The sequence below is a fragment of the Acinetobacter sp. 70_2 genome (assembly GCF_056736115.1).
The window spans coordinates 1596688-1613086 of the sequence record NZ_JBWZIP010000015.1 but is presented as its reverse complement, the minus strand read 5'-3'; the positions used below and the strand labels follow the sequence as shown (position 1 = coordinate 1613086).

The window sequence follows — 16399 nt, the reverse complement described above, 5'->3', positions numbered from 1 at the left end:
TTTAAAAGTCAGGATGAAACAAGGATGAAGTTATGGATATTTTAAAGACACAGGTTGCAATTATTGGTTCTGGACCAGCAGGATTATTGCTTGGGCAGCTTCTATATAAAGCTGGTATCGATCATATTATTGTTGAGCAACGTAGTGCTGAATATGTGGCTTCACGGATTCGTGCAGGAATTTTAGAGCAAGTTTCGGTCGACTTACTGAAACAAGCAGGTGTTGACCAAAACTTAAAAGAAAAAGGATTACCGCATTCGGGCATTGAAATCTTAACCAACGGTGAGTTACACCGAGTTGATCTGGCTGCACTCACAGGTGGTAAACAAGTGACCGTATATGGTCAGACCGAAGTCACCAAAGATTTAATGACTGCGCGTGAAGCAGAGCAGCTCACTTCATTTTATGAAGCTCAAAATGTACAAGTGAAAGATTTCTATACTGCACCAAAAGTTGAGTTTGAGTACCAAGGTAAAGCCTTTCAAATTCAGTGTGACTTTATAGCAGGGTGTGATGGCTACCACGGTGTCTGCCGTGCCAGCGTGCCCGAAGACAAAATTAAAACCTTTGAAAAAGTTTATCCGTTTGGCTGGTTAGGGGTGTTGGCCGATGTTCCACCTGTAGCCGATGAACTCATTTATGTACAGTCTGAACGTGGATTTGCTTTATGCAGTATGCGTTCAGAGACACGTAGCCGTTATTATTTACAAGTCCCTTTAACAGATCACGTCGAAGACTGGTCAGATGAAAAGTTCTGGGATGAGTTAAAAAACCGCCTAGACCCTGAAAGCCGTGAAAAGTTAGTGACGGGACCTTCTATTGAAAAAAGTATCGCGCCGTTACGTAGCTTTGTGACTGAACCAATGCGTTTCGGAAAACTATTTTTAGCAGGTGATGCTGCGCATATTGTTCCACCAACAGGAGCAAAAGGTCTCAATCTCGCTGCGTCTGATATTGCTTATTTATCAAGTGCACTTATTGAATATTATGCCGAAGGTTCTGAACAAGGTATAAATGAATACTCTGAAAAATGCCTACAACGCGTATGGAAAGCAGAGCGTTTTTCTTGGTGGATGACTCATTTATTACATCGCTTTGAAACTGAAAGTGAGTTTGATCATAAGATTAAACAAGCAGAGCTAAGTTATGTACTTGGCTCAATTGCAGGTAAAACCACATTAGCCGAAAACTATGTTGGTTTGCCTTATGAGATCAAGCAAATTGATAGTTTTAAGCAAGCAAGCTAAAGGCTAAATAAAAAGTAAAAAGGGCATGAAAATGCTCTTTTTTTTATATAAAAATTAGATGGGAACAAATAGTTTAAGAAATGTCGTCATACAAAAAGTAGCCCTGATATTTTTTGAAATATAGGGCTACTTATCAATTAACTTAACGTTTACTCAGCGGTTGCGGTAACTTTACTATTGCTTAACATTGCTTGTTGCTGAGATTGAATAGGTTTAATCACTTGTGGGTTAGAGTTACTCCACGGGATGTAGGCCTCTGTCAAAATATGGCCTGTAAGACTTGTTAAATCACTAGATTGAACCTCAGCATTGCCTTGACGACCATATAATACAACTTCATCACCCGCTTTGGCTTCTGGAATATCTGTTACATCAACCATAACAGTATTCATTGATACTCGACCAACCACTGGCGCTTTTTGTCCATTGACTAAGACAAAAGCTTTATTACTAAAACTACGACGGTAGCCATCCGAATAACCTACAGGCAAGTTTGCAAGTTTGGAGTCACGTGTCAACGTATAAGTTTGGTCATAACCTACAGTTGAACCTTTAAGGTAATTATTAACTGCAGCAATTTGTGTTTTAAATGCCATCATGCGTTTAAATTCAGGGTGATTAGGAAAATCTCCATAAATAATTGCGCCTGCACGGACCATATCTAAATGTGATTCAGGAACATTTACGGTAGCAAATGAATTTGCCGTGTGTAATGTTAATTCTTTACGATTCAGTTTGGCTTTTTTAATCAACCATGCTGTTTGTTCATTAAATTGCGCTAGACGCTCACGAACATATTTTTCATCTTCTACAGCATAATGGGTCATAATGCCGTCAATTCTAAGATTTGGAAGCTTAGTGATTGCAACAGCTTGTTCTTTACCTTGAGCTGTAGACATTTCAAGACCATTACGATCCATACCACCCGAATTTAAAGCCAAGCTATAATGAACAGTTGTATTGTTCGCTTCTGCCCATTTAGAGATACGGGCAGCCTGATCATAATTACCCAAAAGCTCTTCAATATTTAACGCATGTGCATTGATAATTTCACTATCTGTGGCTGTACGTAAACGTGTAATTTTGCCTTTATAGCCATGCTTACGCACCATCGCCGCTTCTGCATTACTGGTGATGCCAATACACGATACGTTTAACTTCATAACACTCGGCATAAGTAGGTCAATACTATGCCCATATGCATTTGCTTTCATGACTACACAAAGCTGTGTTTTGCCATTAAGTAATTGATTTGTCTTTTTAATATTATCTTCAAAAGCTTGAGTGTCAACTTCAATCCATGCATTTGCTGTAGGTGCAGGGCTGACTTCATTTGTGATATGAGACGTGAGTAAAGGTGCAGCATGGGCAAATTGTATGGAACCGAATAATACCAATGCACAGCTATAAGCGAGATGCGAAAAATTTGTTTTAAGTTTCATGAGTTTTTTAATCTTTCCTGGCTGAATATGATTTAACGCTGGGTGGATTTTTATGGTTAAGTACAGAGATATAATTAATCTAAAATGTCACACGATTTGGTCGTAATAATACTTTCTCCTTGAAATATTATAGTCAGTGTTAAGTAAAATTTAATTTTGCTTAAACTATATTCATAAAATACAAATGTGATTTTAAATAATCTTAATTAAATCTAAATATACATTTGTGAAAAAACAAGAAGAAAAATCATTATATTTTTTTAAATGTTATTTTTTTAATCTAATTATTGGTGATATTTTTAATAACAATTTTTAAAATATAACATTTGGTAAATAATTAACTTTATTATTAAAAGAGGTTTTTTATTTTTATTATTTATTAATTGTGATTTTTTTATCATTCGGTAAAATATAAAAAATATATGGAGGTAAACATCCGAAACTTTGTTTTATGGCATATGAAATATTAAAATTATTATACTTATCATATGTTTATATTTTTTTATTAAAATTATTTAGAAATTTTTGGTTATACCGTGACAAATTTTTATGCATCAAATGTCATATTTAATAGTTTTTAATTAATTAATTTAAATTTTATAAATGAAATATTAATTAGATTGAATAAATAGTTGAGTATTATTTAACCTTGGAGGTGTAGTTATGGTTTTGTGTAATAAATCGACGAATTGGCCTTATCTTGTTTTTTTTAATTAAATTTGTTGTTTGAAATTTTGATTAAATTAAAATTTTATGTTTATTTTTAAATTAGCAAATTTCATTAATATTTTAGTTTTTATTAAATGGGTGATTTTATATTGAGAGTTTTTAAATATAAGATGGTGGGTTTATTTTTTAAATTACTCAAGAAGTTTTGGGGTTTTATAGACCATACTATTCTAATTCTACAAGGCAGTAATATAGGAGAGTGGATATTGAGTGTTAGGGCAAATCCTCAATTCCTGTGTAAGAGTCAGTACAAAATATGAATTTTTATCTTAAATAAGTGTCTCAATAAATATGATGTAATGATTAAGCTATGCCGTTTTCCTTGATAAACAGATGAGCTAAGGAAAGTTTTCCGAAGCCAGAGTATGCGTGCACACACGATTTTTTATGGAAAAGTTGAATTGAAAAAAGCGGGGAATAGGACGCGTTTTGCTTAAAAGATCAGCATTAATAAAAGCTTTTGTCACATTTTTTCAGTATATTGCTATTAATTTCTTTATTTATAAATTCTAAGTTTGTATGGAACAGGACCAAGCTCGCATACCTAAATATATTCCTATTCGCGATGCGATTGCCCATGATATTGAATCGGGTGTATTAGAAGCCCACGCAAAACTCCCATCAGAAAGAGTGCTGTCTGAACAGTTCCAAACCACTCGTGTGGCTGCACGTGAAGCTTTACTGGCTTTGGAAACTGATGGCTTGATTTATCGCTTAGACCGCCGTGGTTGGTATGTTCGTTCTCCTCGCATTATTTATCACCCGCAATCGACAAAAAACTTTAACCAGTTTGTGATTGAACAAGGCTATGAACCTTCTACAGAAGTAATTTCGAGTGAACTTACGCAAGCTACTTCTTGGGATGCCAAGCATTTAAAAGTTGAAAAAGGGCATCCGATTTATTCAGTTTGGCGACGTCGTTGTATTAATGGACGACCTGTTTTGGTTGAGCATTTACGGGTTAATGCCGAACTTTTCCCTGAGTTTTTAACTCATGATCTCAAGCAATCCATTACTTTACTGATGGCAAATCAATATAACTGCCATATCACCAGAGCTGACATTAACCTGTATCCAACCGCTTTATCGGAACAACAGGCTAAAGCACTGCATGTGAATGTTGGCGCACTGGGTTTATATATTTGCCGTAGCAACAGAAATGAAGAAGGCGTAATTACAGATGTTGACCAAGAATATTGGCTACATGATGTTTTAGATTTGCACTTCGAAGCGCGAGCATAAAAATGCAATCTGGTTTAAACCAGATTAATTAAACTGTCATATAAAGCTGTTGAAATACGATCATCAAATAATTGCATTCGATGGTTTGCAGATGAAACAGTACGTTCAACAGACAATTAAACTCGGTACTGCATCAGTTTTAGGTGTAGTGGTCGCTATTCAAATGGGATGTTCATCAGCAACATCAAAACAATCAGAAGAAATTACAGTCTATACGGCAGTGGAAGCCGACCAGCTTAAGCAATACCAAGAGGAATTACATAAAGCCTATCCTGAACTCAAAGTAAAATGGGTACGTGATTCAACAGGTGTAATCACCGCTAAACTTTTGGCAGAGCAGAAAAACCCACAAGCGGATGTGGTTTTTGGTGTGGCTTTAACCAGTTTGCTGGTCATGGAAAAGAAAGACATGCTTGAGCCTTTTAAACCAGAAGGTATCCAAAATTTAAAACCAGAATTTGTAAGCCAAAAACCTGTACCGACTTGGACGGGTATGGATGCATGGGAATCTGCAATTTGTGTCAATAAAGTCGAATTAGAAAAACGTAAGTTACCTATTCCAAAAACTTGGAAAGATTTAACCAACCCGATTTATAAAAACCTGATTGTAATGCCAAACCCAGCCTCAAGTGGAACAGGCTATTTGGATGTCACAGCTTGGATGCAAATTTGGGGTGAAAAGCAGGCATGGGACTATATGCAGGCTTTGGATAAAAACATTTCACAATATCCTCATTCGGGTTCAAAACCTTGCAAGATGGCAGCACAAGGTGAAATCCCAATAGGAGTTTCTTTCGGTTATCCAGCATTTAAATTAAAAGCAGAGGGTGCACCTTTAGAAGTGGTTTATCCAACAGAAGGTTTAGGCTGGGAAATGGAAGCCTCAGCAATTGTGAAAGGAACCAAGAAATTAAGTAGCGCACAAAAATTTATAAATTGGTCGGTAAGCAAAGCGGCAAACGAAGCTTATGCACATAACTTTTCAATGGTGGCTTATAAAGGCATTGAAAATACCACCATGGACTTCCCGAAAAATCTTCCTCAAATGCTCGTAAAAAATGATTTTTATTGGGCGGCCGAGCAGCGTGAACGTATTTTGGCTGAATGGTCAAAGCGTTTTGAAAAGTGATCTTTTGGATAAGGGCCTCATTATGCAAATACCTTCGTTATTGCAGTCATCGCTGCTAGGTCAAAACCAAAAGGGTGAGTTAGCAGGGCATTTACTGTCGTCATTAACGACCTATAAATATCCTGAACACGGCCCATCGGTTTTAGAAGTGGTGGATATACAAAAAAAGTTCCAACATTTTCACGCTCTAACACATATTAATTTAGACCTGAAAGCTGGCGAGTTCGTGAGCTTTTTGGGACCTTCTGGATGCGGTAAAACCACTTTGCTACGCATAATTGCGGGTCTAGAAAAACCTGATTATGGAAAAGTTATAAAAAAGGGCGCAGACATTACGTTGCTCAGTGCTGAAAAGCGTCACTGTGGTATTGTGTTTCAGAACTATGCGTTATTTCCAAACTTAAACGTCGAAGAAAATATTGCTTTCGGCTTAGACAAAAAAAAGTGGGATAAAGCACAGCGTAGTCAACGGGTTCAGCAGTTATTGGAACTGATTGAATTACCTGATATTGCAAAAAAGTATCCCAACCAATTATCAGGCGGGCAGCAGCAACGTGTTGCGCTTGCTCGGGCAATTGCACCGAAGCCTGATATTTTACTGTTAGATGAACCATTGTCCGCACTTGATGCTCAGGTACGTCTAAACCTAAGACAAAAGATCCGCTCAATTCAATCACAGCTTAATTTACCAACCATTATGGTCACACACGACCAAGAAGAAGCTTTAAGCATTTCTGACCGTGTGGTAGTGATGAATCATGGCGTTATTGAACAAATTGATACGCCGCACAATATTTATTACAAGCCGCAAACCCAATTCGTTGCAAAGTTTATTGGCACCATGAACTTTTTGGCAGCCACTTGTTCAGTAGTCAATCAACTCGAGGTTTTAGGTTTTATTCCTTTAAATTTGGAGCAGCAAAAACTTAAAGCAGGGCAAAGCTACAACATTGGTTTTAGACCGGAAGCTGTCGAATTGGTTGATAATTTCGGCAGTGATAAAGAGTCGTTGTATTTGCCAGTTAAAGTATTAAGCACAGAATTTTTAGGTGCCAAACGTCGTTTGTTTTGCACTATTCATATCGATGGAATTGAGCAAGCAAAACATCTTTTGCAAATTGAAATTGAAAATACCAAGTTCAAATCTTTGCAAGAACTCATGTTTATAAAAGTGCCTAATCAGCTCATTCATGTCTTTGACGAACAAGGGTACGCACTATGTTAAATGAAACTGCTTCAGCGGTTTTAAAAACACAGCCGCGTCGAAAAACTGAATATTCATTAAGATCAAATATTGCTTTAGCAAGCGTTGCAATTGCTTTGACTTTAGTGATTATTGCTCCATTAATCATGCTGTTTGAAACTGCATTTTTTGATGAAAATCAAAATTTTGTTGGTCTTGAAAATTTTTATCATTATTTTGGCAGTCCAGCTTTACTCAGCTCTGTATTTAACTCAGTGTGGGTTGCTTGTACTGCTACTGTCATTACAGTATTGCTTGCCAGTATTTATGCTTTTGCACTCACCAATGTGAATATAAAAGGCAAAGGCTTCTTTAAAGTGGTCGCTTTTTTACCCATTTTAGCGCCGTCACTTTTACCGTCTTTAGCATTGGTTTATTTGTTTGGTAAGCAAGGTGTGTTTAAACCTTTACTGAGCGATATACAAATTTATGGCCCAATCGGTATTGTAATCAGTTATTGCTTTTGGCTATTTCCTGCAATTTTAATGTTGATGATGGTGTCTTTTCGCAGTGTCGATCAGCGTTTAATTGAGGCATCTTTGTCGCTGGGTAAAAATATCTGGAAGACCCATTACCATGTCACGCTACCTGCAATCCGTTATGGACTCATCAGCGCAAGTTTAGTGGCTTTTATTTATGTACTGACCGATTTTGGGATTCCAAAAGTCATTGGCGGTTCATTTAACATGATGGCGCTTGATGTCTATAAACAGATTATTGGGCAGCAAAACATGAGCATGGGTGCGGTAATTTCCATCTTACTATTGCTACCAGCACTTTTTGTGTTCATTTTTGATCGAATACAAAGTAAGCGTCATGCACGTTTTCAAGCCTTTCAGGCTAAACCTTATGTCTCTGCACCGAATAAAAAACTTGAAGTCGTTCTGAGCTTATTTTGTGGCTTAGTTTCGGGCTCGATTTTACTGATTATTTTTACGGCTGTGTTGGCTTCATTTATCCAGTCTTGGCCTTATGATTTGTCTTTGACCTTAGCACATTACAGTTTTGAATATGTCGATGGCGGTGGTTGGGCTGCGTATTTCAATTCGATTCGTATGGCCCTTTTTAGTACGGTTGTGGGCACGGCACTTATTTTTATGGTGGCACTGTTAACCGAACGTTTTAAAGCACATCCTCTCATTAAAAATTATGTGCAAGCTTTGGTTTTATTACCTCTTGCAGTGCCAGGGCTGGTCTTGGGTATTGCTTATATTTTGTTTTTTAACCATCAAAGTAATCCGTTAAATGTGCTGTATGGAACCATGACCATTTTGGTGATTTCAACCATTATGCATTATTACACTGTGCCACATCTTACTTTAACCAATGCCATTAAACAGATTCCGTTACAGCTCGATCAGGCAGCCCAAACTCTAGGCACATCGAAGTGGAAAACTTTTTGGAAAGTATATTTGCCCATGTGTTTTCCAGCGCTGTGCGATGTATCGGTCTATATTTTTGTGAATGCCATGACCACTGTGTCGGCTGCGATTTTCCTCTATTCACCAGACACCAGTTTAGCGGCGGTGGCAGTTTTAAATATGGATGATGCAGGAGACACGGTTGCTGCTGTTGCCATGAGTATTTTGATTTTGACCACTTCATGTGTTGTAAAACTCATTCATTGGTTATTTACCCGAAAAATTATGGCAAGAAGTCAGCAATGGCGTGAAAGTTCTCATTAAGTTTTAGCTAAACACAATTTTTATTTAACCGACTGAAACGAAATGCTTTGTTCAACAAGGCAAGGGTTTGTTCATCCTAAATTTCGCAAATTGGAAGTCTTATGAATAACACACAGTTTGATTTAATTGTTGTCGGTGCCGGTATTTTAGGTTTGTCTGCTGCCATACAGGCACAAGAGCAAGGCTTAAAAGTCTGTATCTTCGAGAAAAATTCTAAGCCAGTGGGGGCGACTCGCCGTAATTTTGGCATGGTCGGGACATCGACATTAACCCATCCAGAGCAACAGTGGCGAAAGTACGCTCTTGAAACGCGTTCTTTTTATCAACGCATTCAAGCTGAAACTGATATTTCCTTTGCTCAACGCCAAGGTGTCTATCTGGCAAATACGGCACTTGAATGGCAGGTTTTAAATGAGTTTGCCGAGCGTGCAAATAACTACCAAATTCCAGTTCATTTACGAAGTCATGATGAGCTGGTCACCCAATTTTCCTATTTAAATCCTTCGCAGCAGTTTCAAGGCGGCTTGGTTTTTGAAGAAGATTATTCGGTAGAACCGCATGTGGTTGGGCCGCGACTGTTGGCATATGCCGAAAGTAAAGGTGTAGAAATTTATACCAATGCTTGTGTTGTTCAAACTCAATATCAGCGTGAAAGTTGTCGGGTTAGTTTGGCAAATGGAGTGACTTATCGGGCAAATAAAGTTTTGATCTGTCACGGTGAGGTGATTGATGTTTTATATCCAGATCTTTTACAAAGTTTGAACCTGAAACGTTGTGGCCTACAAATGGCTCTGACTCATCGGTTCCATCAAAACTTAAATGCGTCTATGTATTCAGGTTTATCCATTTCACGGTATCCAGCTTTTGAAATTTGCCCGAGTCATGCTGAGCTGACTAAAGCATCGCAACAGGGATTTATTAAAGAGTTCGGCATTCATATTCTGATTAAACAAAACGAATTTGGTGAACTCATCGTCGGTGATAGCCACGAATATCATTCGATTAATGAAGCGCCTCAGTTCGAGCAGCGTGAAGACATTAATGAGTTTATTCAAACTTATTGCCATGAAAAATTGGGTATGACTTTACCTCCAATTCAAAAACGTTGGAATGGTTATTACCTGACCCATGAACATGAGTTGGCCTGTATCACTGAAGCTGAAAAAAATATCTTTTTGGTGAGTGCGATTGCTGGCAAAGGCATGACCACAGGGGCTGGATTTATGAAAGAAATATTAGAACAAAATATTTACTAGTTTGTCATCTGGTTTAAACCAGATTGATGTATATTGAAATTAACGCGAACAAGATGAGCAACATTATGAACATGCAACCACAACTCGATATGGACTTAGAGAATAAATATTTGCTTCTAACGCCAGGTCCGTTATCAACTTCTGCGACAGTCCGCCGCGCCATGCAAAAAGACTGGTGTACTTGGGACCAAGAATATAATTCGCTTGTACAAGATATTCGTAATCGATTGGTCAACTTGGCAACCAGCCAACCTGAAAAATATACGGCTGTGCTAATGCAAGGCAGTGGTAGTTTTGCTGTGGAGTCTGTGCTTGGTTCAGCTATTCCGCGTGATGGCAAAATCTTGATTATTAATAATGGCGCATACGGTGCACGTATGGTGCAAATGGCACGCTGCCTAAATATTGAAGTTGTAGAGCTGAATTATTTAGAAACCCAGACACCAGATTTACAAGAGATTGAGCGTGTTTTACAAGATAAAACCATTAGTCACGTTGCCTGTGTGCACTGCGAAACCACCACAGGAATTTTAAACCCGATTCAAGACATTGGCCGTTTGGTGAAAGCAGCAGGAAAAATCTGGATTGTGGATGCCATGAGTTCATTTGGTGGAGTGCCAATGGATATGGCTGAGCTTGAAATTGATTTTCTAATTTCAAGTGCGAATAAATGTATTCAAGGTGTTCCGGGCTTTGGTTTCATTTTGGCGAAACGGGATTGCCTAGAAGCGTGTAAAGGTTTGGCACGTTCGGTTAGCCTCGATTTATATGACCAGTGGAACACAATGGAGCAGCATAACGGTAAATGGCGTTTTACCTCGCCAACCCATGTGGTACGTGCATTTTATCAAGCATTGCTTGAGCTTGAGACAGAGGGCGGAGTAGCTGCACGTTTTCAACGTTATTTACAAAACCAGCAAATCTTATCGCAAGGTATGCAACAACTGGGCTTTGAATTGGTACTCGATGAAGAGTGCCCACAATCACCCTTCATTACCACTTTTCTTTACCCAACAGCCAAGTCATTTAGCTTCCAGTCATTTTATGAAACCCTGAAAAAATCAGGCTATGTGATCTATCCGGGCAAAGTCACCGATCTCAACTGCTTCCGTATTGGCAATATTGGCGAAGTTTATATTCAAGACATTGAAGGGCTTCTTGCTGCGATTGCCAGCTACTGCGAAAGCCATCTCAATCAAGCTGTAACAGCATAACTTTTATTAAAACATTTGAATTAAAGGGAATACACCATGACGACCAACAATACACAAATTCAGGCTGTGGTTTTTGACTGGGCTGGCACAACTGTAGATTTTGGTTCACGCGCACCGATTTTGGCTTTTATGGCTTTATTTAAAGACAATAAAATTGAAATTACGGTTGAAGAAGCTCGAGCGCCAATGGGTTTAGAAAAACGTGACCATATTGCAGCAGTTTTAAAAATGCCGCGTGTAGCGACTGCATGGCAGGAAGTATATGGTCAGGCGGCAACTGAAGCAGATATTGATCGTTTATATAAAGATTTTATTCCTTATCAATTAAAATCGATTCCAACATGTTCTGCTTTAATTCCGGGAGCATTAGAAACGTTTGAAAATATTAAAAAGCGTGGTGCAAAAATTGGCAGTAACACGGGTTATGCATCCATGATGATTGGTCGTTTGGTTAAAGATGCTGCCGATCAGGGCTACTGTCCAGACTGTATCGTCACTGCCAGTGATGTGAAATTTGGCCGGCCATATCCTGAAATGTTATGGAAGAACTTAATTCAACTCGATGTTTCTGATATCAAAACTGTTGTAAAAGTAGATGATACCGTGGTGGGGATTGACGAAGGTTTAAATGCAGGGTGCTGGACAGTAGGACTTGCGATTAGTGGTAATGAAGTCGGTTTAAGCTATGAAGAGTGGAGTGCATTATCGGCTGATGAACAGATTGTTCTAAAAGATAAGGCATACCAAAAAATGAATGCGTCGGGTGCTCACTATGTGATTGATAGTGTCGCTGACTTACCAAACGTACTAGATGATATTGAACGCCGTTTGGAGCAGGGTGAACGACCTTAAACAGAGTTTAGGTCTATATATTTTTAAGCTTAGCTCCCTTGGGAGCTAAGCTTACCTAAAAAATTAAAATGAAGAGTAATAAACTCTACATATATGAAAATAAGGATTAACTTTGAAACGTCAATTCCTTATTTTTGGCTAACGATTTAAAACACATGTTTCGATCGTTAGCACCATCAACCAGATAGGCATATGACCTATCTGATAGATCTTTTTATGACTTTTGAGGGTCATATAATTTTTCTTTAATGAATAGGGCCGGTATCACACCACAAATCAGATAAGCTGCACCCATGACGACAAAACCTAAACCAATTGAGCCGCCAGAGGCTAAGAAACCAATCGTTGCAGGGGCTAAAGCAGCACCTAAACGTCCGACATTATAAGCACCGCCAATGGCTGTACCGCGAATAGCAGTCGCAAAGCTTTCGGTCATGTAGGTTGCATTTACGCCATACGGGATGCCGTAGAGGAAACCAAAGGTCACCAGTAAATATAGAATGTTGCTTGGCGAGTTATAAAAAACGATGAGCGGTAGGAAAATAGCAGTGCCGATTGCACCAAAGGCATAGGTAAAACGACGTCCTAATTTATCGGCCATCATGCCCGCAAGAACTTTACCCAAAATCATCGCGGTATATGTACCTACCATATAAGCGGTCATTTCCTTAAATTTCATACCCAGTTCACTTTCAAGGTATGACGGCATCCAGTTATTTACACCATAGTAGCCAAACTGTAAAAAGCCTGCCGTTAACGCCCATAGGATAAACATATTACGGTTTCGTTTATCTTGGAAAATAAGCTTAAATGCCGAAGTTTTTTGAGCATTCTGAGTCACAACTGGTTGTTGTAGTCGAGACTTTTGCCATGCTTCAGGTTCTGGTACCAGAATATGCATGAGAACAGCAATAATGACAGGAATAATCGCAACATAAAACAACATGCGCCAGCCATGATCAGGAATAATCCAGCCTGCAAGTAAGGTCGCAACAATATAGCCAACCGTCCAGCCAGCTTGTAGGGTACCCAGTACTGTGGTGCGGTAACGGGTTGGGACATATTCGGCCATGAGGGTATTACAGGCGATATAAAGTGAACCTAAACCCAGTGATGCAAAAAATCTTAAAATACCAAACTGAAGAAAGCTTTGAGTAAAACCTAAGCCACAGGTGAGGAGCGAGAAAGTTAAAATAGAAATAACCACAATGCGCACACGACCAAATTTATCGCACGCCCATCCCCCAAAAATTCCACCAACAGCCATGCCTGCCAATGTAAAACTGCCAAGCATACCTGCTTGTACTGAACTTAATCCAAAATCTGCCTTAATACTATTTAAGCTATAAGACAGTAGCATCAAATCTGCACCATCTACCAACAGTGCTAGAAAAGCAAAAATAAAAGCTATTTTCCACGTATGAGGCTGTATACGAGAAAGACCTTCTTTGTAATTTGTAGCCATAATCCATTACCTACATTTGATAAAAAGCACTTCAAGTCGTTTTAAAGCGCTTAAAATTTGATTAAGACGCAGCGCGAATCATGTTTCGGGCAATAATCATTTGTTGAATTTGAGTCGTGCCTTCATAGAGGCGGAACAAACGAACATCTCGATAAAAACGTTCAATGGCATATTCACTGATATAACCCGCACCGCCGTGAATTTGTACGCAGCGATCAGCAACGTGGCCACACATTTCGGTTGCAAACATTTTTGCGCATGAGGCTTCAGTACTAACGTTTTGTCCTGCATCGCGTAGACGTGCAGCGTCTAAGACCATACATTTAGCTGCATAAATTTCAGCTTTTGAGTCAGCAAGCATGGCTTGAATGAGTTGGAATTCGGCAATCGGTTGTCCAAATTGCTTGCGTTCGATGGCGTAATTTAAAGAATCATCTAGCATTCGGGTTGCTGCTCCAACGCTTAAAGCCGCAATATGCAAACGGCCTTTATCCAGCACTTTCATCGCAGTTTTAAAACCAACACCTTCTACACCACCAATGAGTGCCGAAGCAGGAATACGACAATTTTCAAAAATCACATCACAGGTATGGGCACCTTTTTGTCCCATTTTTTTATCGCGTTTGCCAAGAAAAATGCCCGGAGTTTGGCTATCGATAATAAAAGCAGAAATGCCACCAGCGCCTTTAATATCAGGGTTTGTACGTGCCATGACTGTAAATACACCAGCGTGAGGAGCATTGGTAATAAAGCGTTTAGTACCATTTAAAATGTAAAAGTCACCGTCTTTTACAGCGCTGGTTTTTAAAGAGGCAGCATCAGAACCTGCATCCGGTTCGGTTAAGCAAAAAGAACTGATCACTTCACCACGTGCTAAACGTGGCAAGAAAAATGATTTTTGTACTTCGGTCCCATCAATAATCAGGCCACTTGAGCCAATGCCATTATTGGTTCCAATGAGAGAGCGAAAAGCAGGAGAGGTACGGCCTAATTCAAAAGCCACATAGACTTCTTCTTCCATCGTCAGGCCAAGACCTTCGTACTCTTCTGGAATGGTTAAACCAAATAAGCCCAGCGCTTTCATTTGCTCAACGATATCTTGAGGAATTTCATCCGTTTCAGCGACTTCATTCTCATGAGGAATTAATACACCTTCAACAAATTGTCGAATCATATCAACAAGTTGATTTAAGGTTTCCTGATCTCGAATCATAGTCTCGTCCTTTTACTACATGCAGAAAACATCAATGTGATGTTCGTAAAATCACCAATATTTGAAGCGATAGTAATCAAAGGATGAACGCAAAACAATATATTTTGAAAATTAATTTCGCAATGCGATACTTTGTTGTTGATTTATGTTTGGCTAATTTATTGATTTATTTAAGCTATATTTTCTTATAAAAAATCATTATTTTTAGTGGAAAATTAAAGTTTGATTTTTCAAAAGAGCTGTGTATATTAAAAATATATATCGCTATGCGAAATTTTAAATGGATAAGTTTTCCTATAGGAAATGAGTCACAAAATATAGTGGGATGAAGATGGGTGCTTTAAATGGAATTCGGGTACTTGACTTAAGTCGAGTATTGGCTGGACCTTGGTGTGGACAGATTCTTGCAGATTTAGGTGCAGAACTAATCAAGATTGAACGACCAAAAGTCGGTGACGATACCCGTTCTTGGGGGCCGCCTTGGATGAAAGATGACTTAGGCCAAGACACTCAAGAAGCTGCATATTATCAGTCTACCAACCGCAATAAACTATCTGTTGCTATCGACATTGCGAGTGCTGATGGCCAAGAATTGATTAAAGCCCTTATTCAAGACACCGATGTCGTGATCGAAAACTACAAAGCGGGTTCTTTGAAAAAGTACGGTTTGGACTATGAGTCTTTATCTGCCATTAACCCTAAACTGGTGTATTGCTCAATTACAGGTTTTGGTCAAAATGGTCCAAGAGCAGAAGAGCCGGGTTATGACTTTATTATTCAGGGCATGGGCGGGCTTATGTCAGTCACGGGTGAGCGTGATGATTTGCCGGGTGGTGGTCCACAAAAAGTAGGCGTCGCATTTTCTGATTTAGCTACGGGACTTTATTCTACGATTGCCATACAGGCTGCTTTACTCAACCGTCATGTGACGGGTTTAGGCCAATACATTGATATGGCTTTGCTTGATGTTCAAATTGCCACAATGGCAAATCAGGGAATGAACTATCTTTCATCGGGTAATATCCCTAAACGTTATGGCAATGCACACGCCAATATTGTGCCTTATCAAGTATTCAAAGCTTCTGACCGTGATTTCATTATTGCATGCGGAAATGACACTCAGTTTATTCAACTCTGTCGTAGTATTGGTTTACCCGATTTACCAAATGATCCGCGTTTTGCCCGAAATGCAGATCGAATCAAGCATCGTGATGAAATTATCGGGATTTTACAAACACACTTTTTAACAAAAACAGCAGATGAATGGGTAGATGCAATTTATGCCGCTAAAGTTCCTGTCGGTGTGATTAATAACTTGGAACAAGCTTTTCAAGAGCCGCAAGTCATTGCCCGAGAAATGTTAGTCGAGATGAATCATCCTCAGCGTGAGAAATTGAAAGTAATTGGCTCGCCAATCAAACTTTCTAGAACGCCTGTTGAATACAAAACAGCTCCTCCATTGTTGGGTGAACATACGCAGGCCGTTTTGGGGCGAATAGTTTCTCCTGAAAAACTAGCTGAGCTCAAAGAAAAGGGCGTAATTGGGTAGGTGGTTTAAAAGCGGAAGGTTAAAATTATATTTAAAATCAGAAAATAAAATATTTAATCTTTCGCTTTAATGAGTTAAATGAAGTTATCTTTTAGATGCAGACTCGGATGTTTGCTCTTTTGCTATTTATAGA

At 38.9% G+C, this 16399-nt stretch carries 12 protein-coding genes; 9 read left to right on the top strand and 3 right to left on the bottom strand.

Annotation, left to right across the window (positions count from 1 at the left end; translation table 11 throughout):
- The first annotated feature begins 32 nt into the window (after positions 1 to 32).
- A complete protein-coding gene (pobA, locus tag AC1PJ9_RS16660) occupies positions 33 to 1247 on the top strand; it encodes a 4-hydroxybenzoate 3-monooxygenase (protein ID WP_311087857.1) in 1215 nt (404 codons plus the stop codon).
- A gap of 149 nt (positions 1248 to 1396) precedes the next feature.
- On the opposite strand, the gene alr is transcribed toward pobA, so the two are convergent.
- Positions 1397 to 2689: an alanine racemase gene (gene alr, locus AC1PJ9_RS16655; protein WP_311087856.1), complete on the bottom strand. Its 1293-nt coding sequence runs from the start codon at positions 2687 to 2689 to the stop codon at positions 1397 to 1399.
- A gap of 1248 nt (positions 2690 to 3937) precedes the next feature.
- Between alr and AC1PJ9_RS16650 the strand changes: the two genes are divergently transcribed.
- The 7 genes from AC1PJ9_RS16650 (at position 3938) to phnX (ending at position 12039) form a co-directional block, all read left to right on the top strand.
- The gene (locus AC1PJ9_RS16650) at positions 3938 to 4660 is read left to right on the top strand and encodes a UTRA domain-containing protein (protein WP_000434318.1); all 723 of its coding nucleotides are present in this window, start codon (positions 3938 to 3940) and stop codon (positions 4658 to 4660) included.
- Between the two features lie 91 nt (positions 4661 to 4751).
- The gene (locus AC1PJ9_RS16645) at positions 4752 to 5789 is read left to right on the top strand and encodes a putative 2-aminoethylphosphonate ABC transporter substrate-binding protein (protein WP_004709446.1); all 1038 of its coding nucleotides are present in this window, start codon (positions 4752 to 4754) and stop codon (positions 5787 to 5789) included.
- Positions 5790 to 5811: 22 nt separating this feature from the next.
- Positions 5812 to 7014, top strand: a complete 1203-nt coding sequence (locus AC1PJ9_RS16640) for an ABC transporter ATP-binding protein (RefSeq protein WP_311087855.1) — start codon at positions 5812 to 5814, stop codon at positions 7012 to 7014.
- Complete coding sequence (locus AC1PJ9_RS16635; protein ID WP_311087854.1) at positions 7008 to 8717, top strand: putative 2-aminoethylphosphonate ABC transporter permease subunit; 1710 nt, start codon at positions 7008 to 7010, stop codon at positions 8715 to 8717. The genes AC1PJ9_RS16640 and AC1PJ9_RS16635 overlap by 7 nt, the downstream gene beginning before the upstream one ends.
- A gap of 101 nt (positions 8718 to 8818) precedes the next feature.
- Positions 8819 to 9973 (top strand): TIGR03364 family FAD-dependent oxidoreductase, encoded by a 1155-nt coding sequence (locus AC1PJ9_RS16630; RefSeq protein ID WP_263613448.1) that lies wholly within the window; start codon positions 8819 to 8821, stop codon positions 9971 to 9973.
- 26 nt (positions 9974 to 9999) lie between these two features.
- Entirely contained in the window at positions 10000 to 11187 is a 1188-nt protein-coding gene (gene phnW / locus AC1PJ9_RS16625) for a 2-aminoethylphosphonate--pyruvate transaminase (protein ID WP_263614960.1), read from the top strand.
- A 36-nt stretch (positions 11188 to 11223) separates the two neighbouring features.
- The gene (phnX, locus tag AC1PJ9_RS16620; RefSeq protein WP_311087853.1) at positions 11224 to 12039 is read left to right on the top strand and encodes a phosphonoacetaldehyde hydrolase; all 816 of its coding nucleotides are present in this window, start codon (positions 11224 to 11226) and stop codon (positions 12037 to 12039) included.
- Between the two features lie 214 nt (positions 12040 to 12253).
- Here phnX and AC1PJ9_RS16615 read toward each other — a convergent pair whose 3' ends face one another.
- Positions 12254 to 13504 carry an MFS transporter gene (locus tag AC1PJ9_RS16615; protein WP_057077459.1) on the bottom strand — a complete coding sequence of 417 codons (1251 nt, stop codon included), beginning with the start codon at positions 13502 to 13504 and terminating at the stop codon, positions 12254 to 12256.
- Positions 13505 to 13565: 61 nt separating this feature from the next.
- Positions 13566 to 14717: an acyl-CoA dehydrogenase family protein gene (locus tag AC1PJ9_RS16610; RefSeq protein WP_311087852.1), complete on the bottom strand. Its 1152-nt coding sequence runs from the start codon at positions 14715 to 14717 to the stop codon at positions 13566 to 13568.
- A 331-nt stretch (positions 14718 to 15048) separates the two neighbouring features.
- Here AC1PJ9_RS16610 and AC1PJ9_RS16605 point away from each other — a divergent pair, with 331 nt between their 5' ends.
- The gene (locus tag AC1PJ9_RS16605; protein WP_311087851.1) at positions 15049 to 16266 is read left to right on the top strand and encodes a CaiB/BaiF CoA transferase family protein; all 1218 of its coding nucleotides are present in this window, start codon (positions 15049 to 15051) and stop codon (positions 16264 to 16266) included.
- The last annotated feature ends 133 nt before the right edge of the window (positions 16267 to 16399 follow it).

Bases quoted from the DNA above. Each gene is read 5' to 3' on its own strand.
- pobA (WP_311087857.1), top strand. From the start codon at position 33: ATGGATATTTTAAAGACACAGGTTGCAATTATTGGTTCTGGACCAGCA.
- alr (WP_311087856.1), bottom strand. From the start codon at position 2,689: ATGAAACTTAAAACAAATTTTTCGCATCTCGCTTATAGCTGTGCATTG.
- AC1PJ9_RS16650 (WP_000434318.1), top strand. From the start codon at position 3,938: ATGGAACAGGACCAAGCTCGCATACCTAAATATATTCCTATTCGCGAT.
- AC1PJ9_RS16645 (WP_004709446.1), top strand. From the start codon at position 4,752: ATGAAACAGTACGTTCAACAGACAATTAAACTCGGTACTGCATCAGTT.
- AC1PJ9_RS16640 (WP_311087855.1), top strand. From the start codon at position 5,812: ATGCAAATACCTTCGTTATTGCAGTCATCGCTGCTAGGTCAAAACCAA.
- AC1PJ9_RS16635 (WP_311087854.1), top strand. From the start codon at position 7,008: ATGTTAAATGAAACTGCTTCAGCGGTTTTAAAAACACAGCCGCGTCGA.
- AC1PJ9_RS16630 (WP_263613448.1), top strand. From the start codon at position 8,819: ATGAATAACACACAGTTTGATTTAATTGTTGTCGGTGCCGGTATTTTA.
- phnW (WP_263614960.1), top strand. From the start codon at position 10,000: ATGTATATTGAAATTAACGCGAACAAGATGAGCAACATTATGAACATG.
- phnX (WP_311087853.1), top strand. From the start codon at position 11,224: ATGACGACCAACAATACACAAATTCAGGCTGTGGTTTTTGACTGGGCT.
- AC1PJ9_RS16615 (WP_057077459.1), bottom strand. From the start codon at position 13,504: ATGGCTACAAATTACAAAGAAGGTCTTTCTCGTATACAGCCTCATACG.
- AC1PJ9_RS16610 (WP_311087852.1), bottom strand. From the start codon at position 14,717: ATGATTCGAGATCAGGAAACCTTAAATCAACTTGTTGATATGATTCGA.
- AC1PJ9_RS16605 (WP_311087851.1), top strand. From the start codon at position 15,049: ATGGGTGCTTTAAATGGAATTCGGGTACTTGACTTAAGTCGAGTATTG.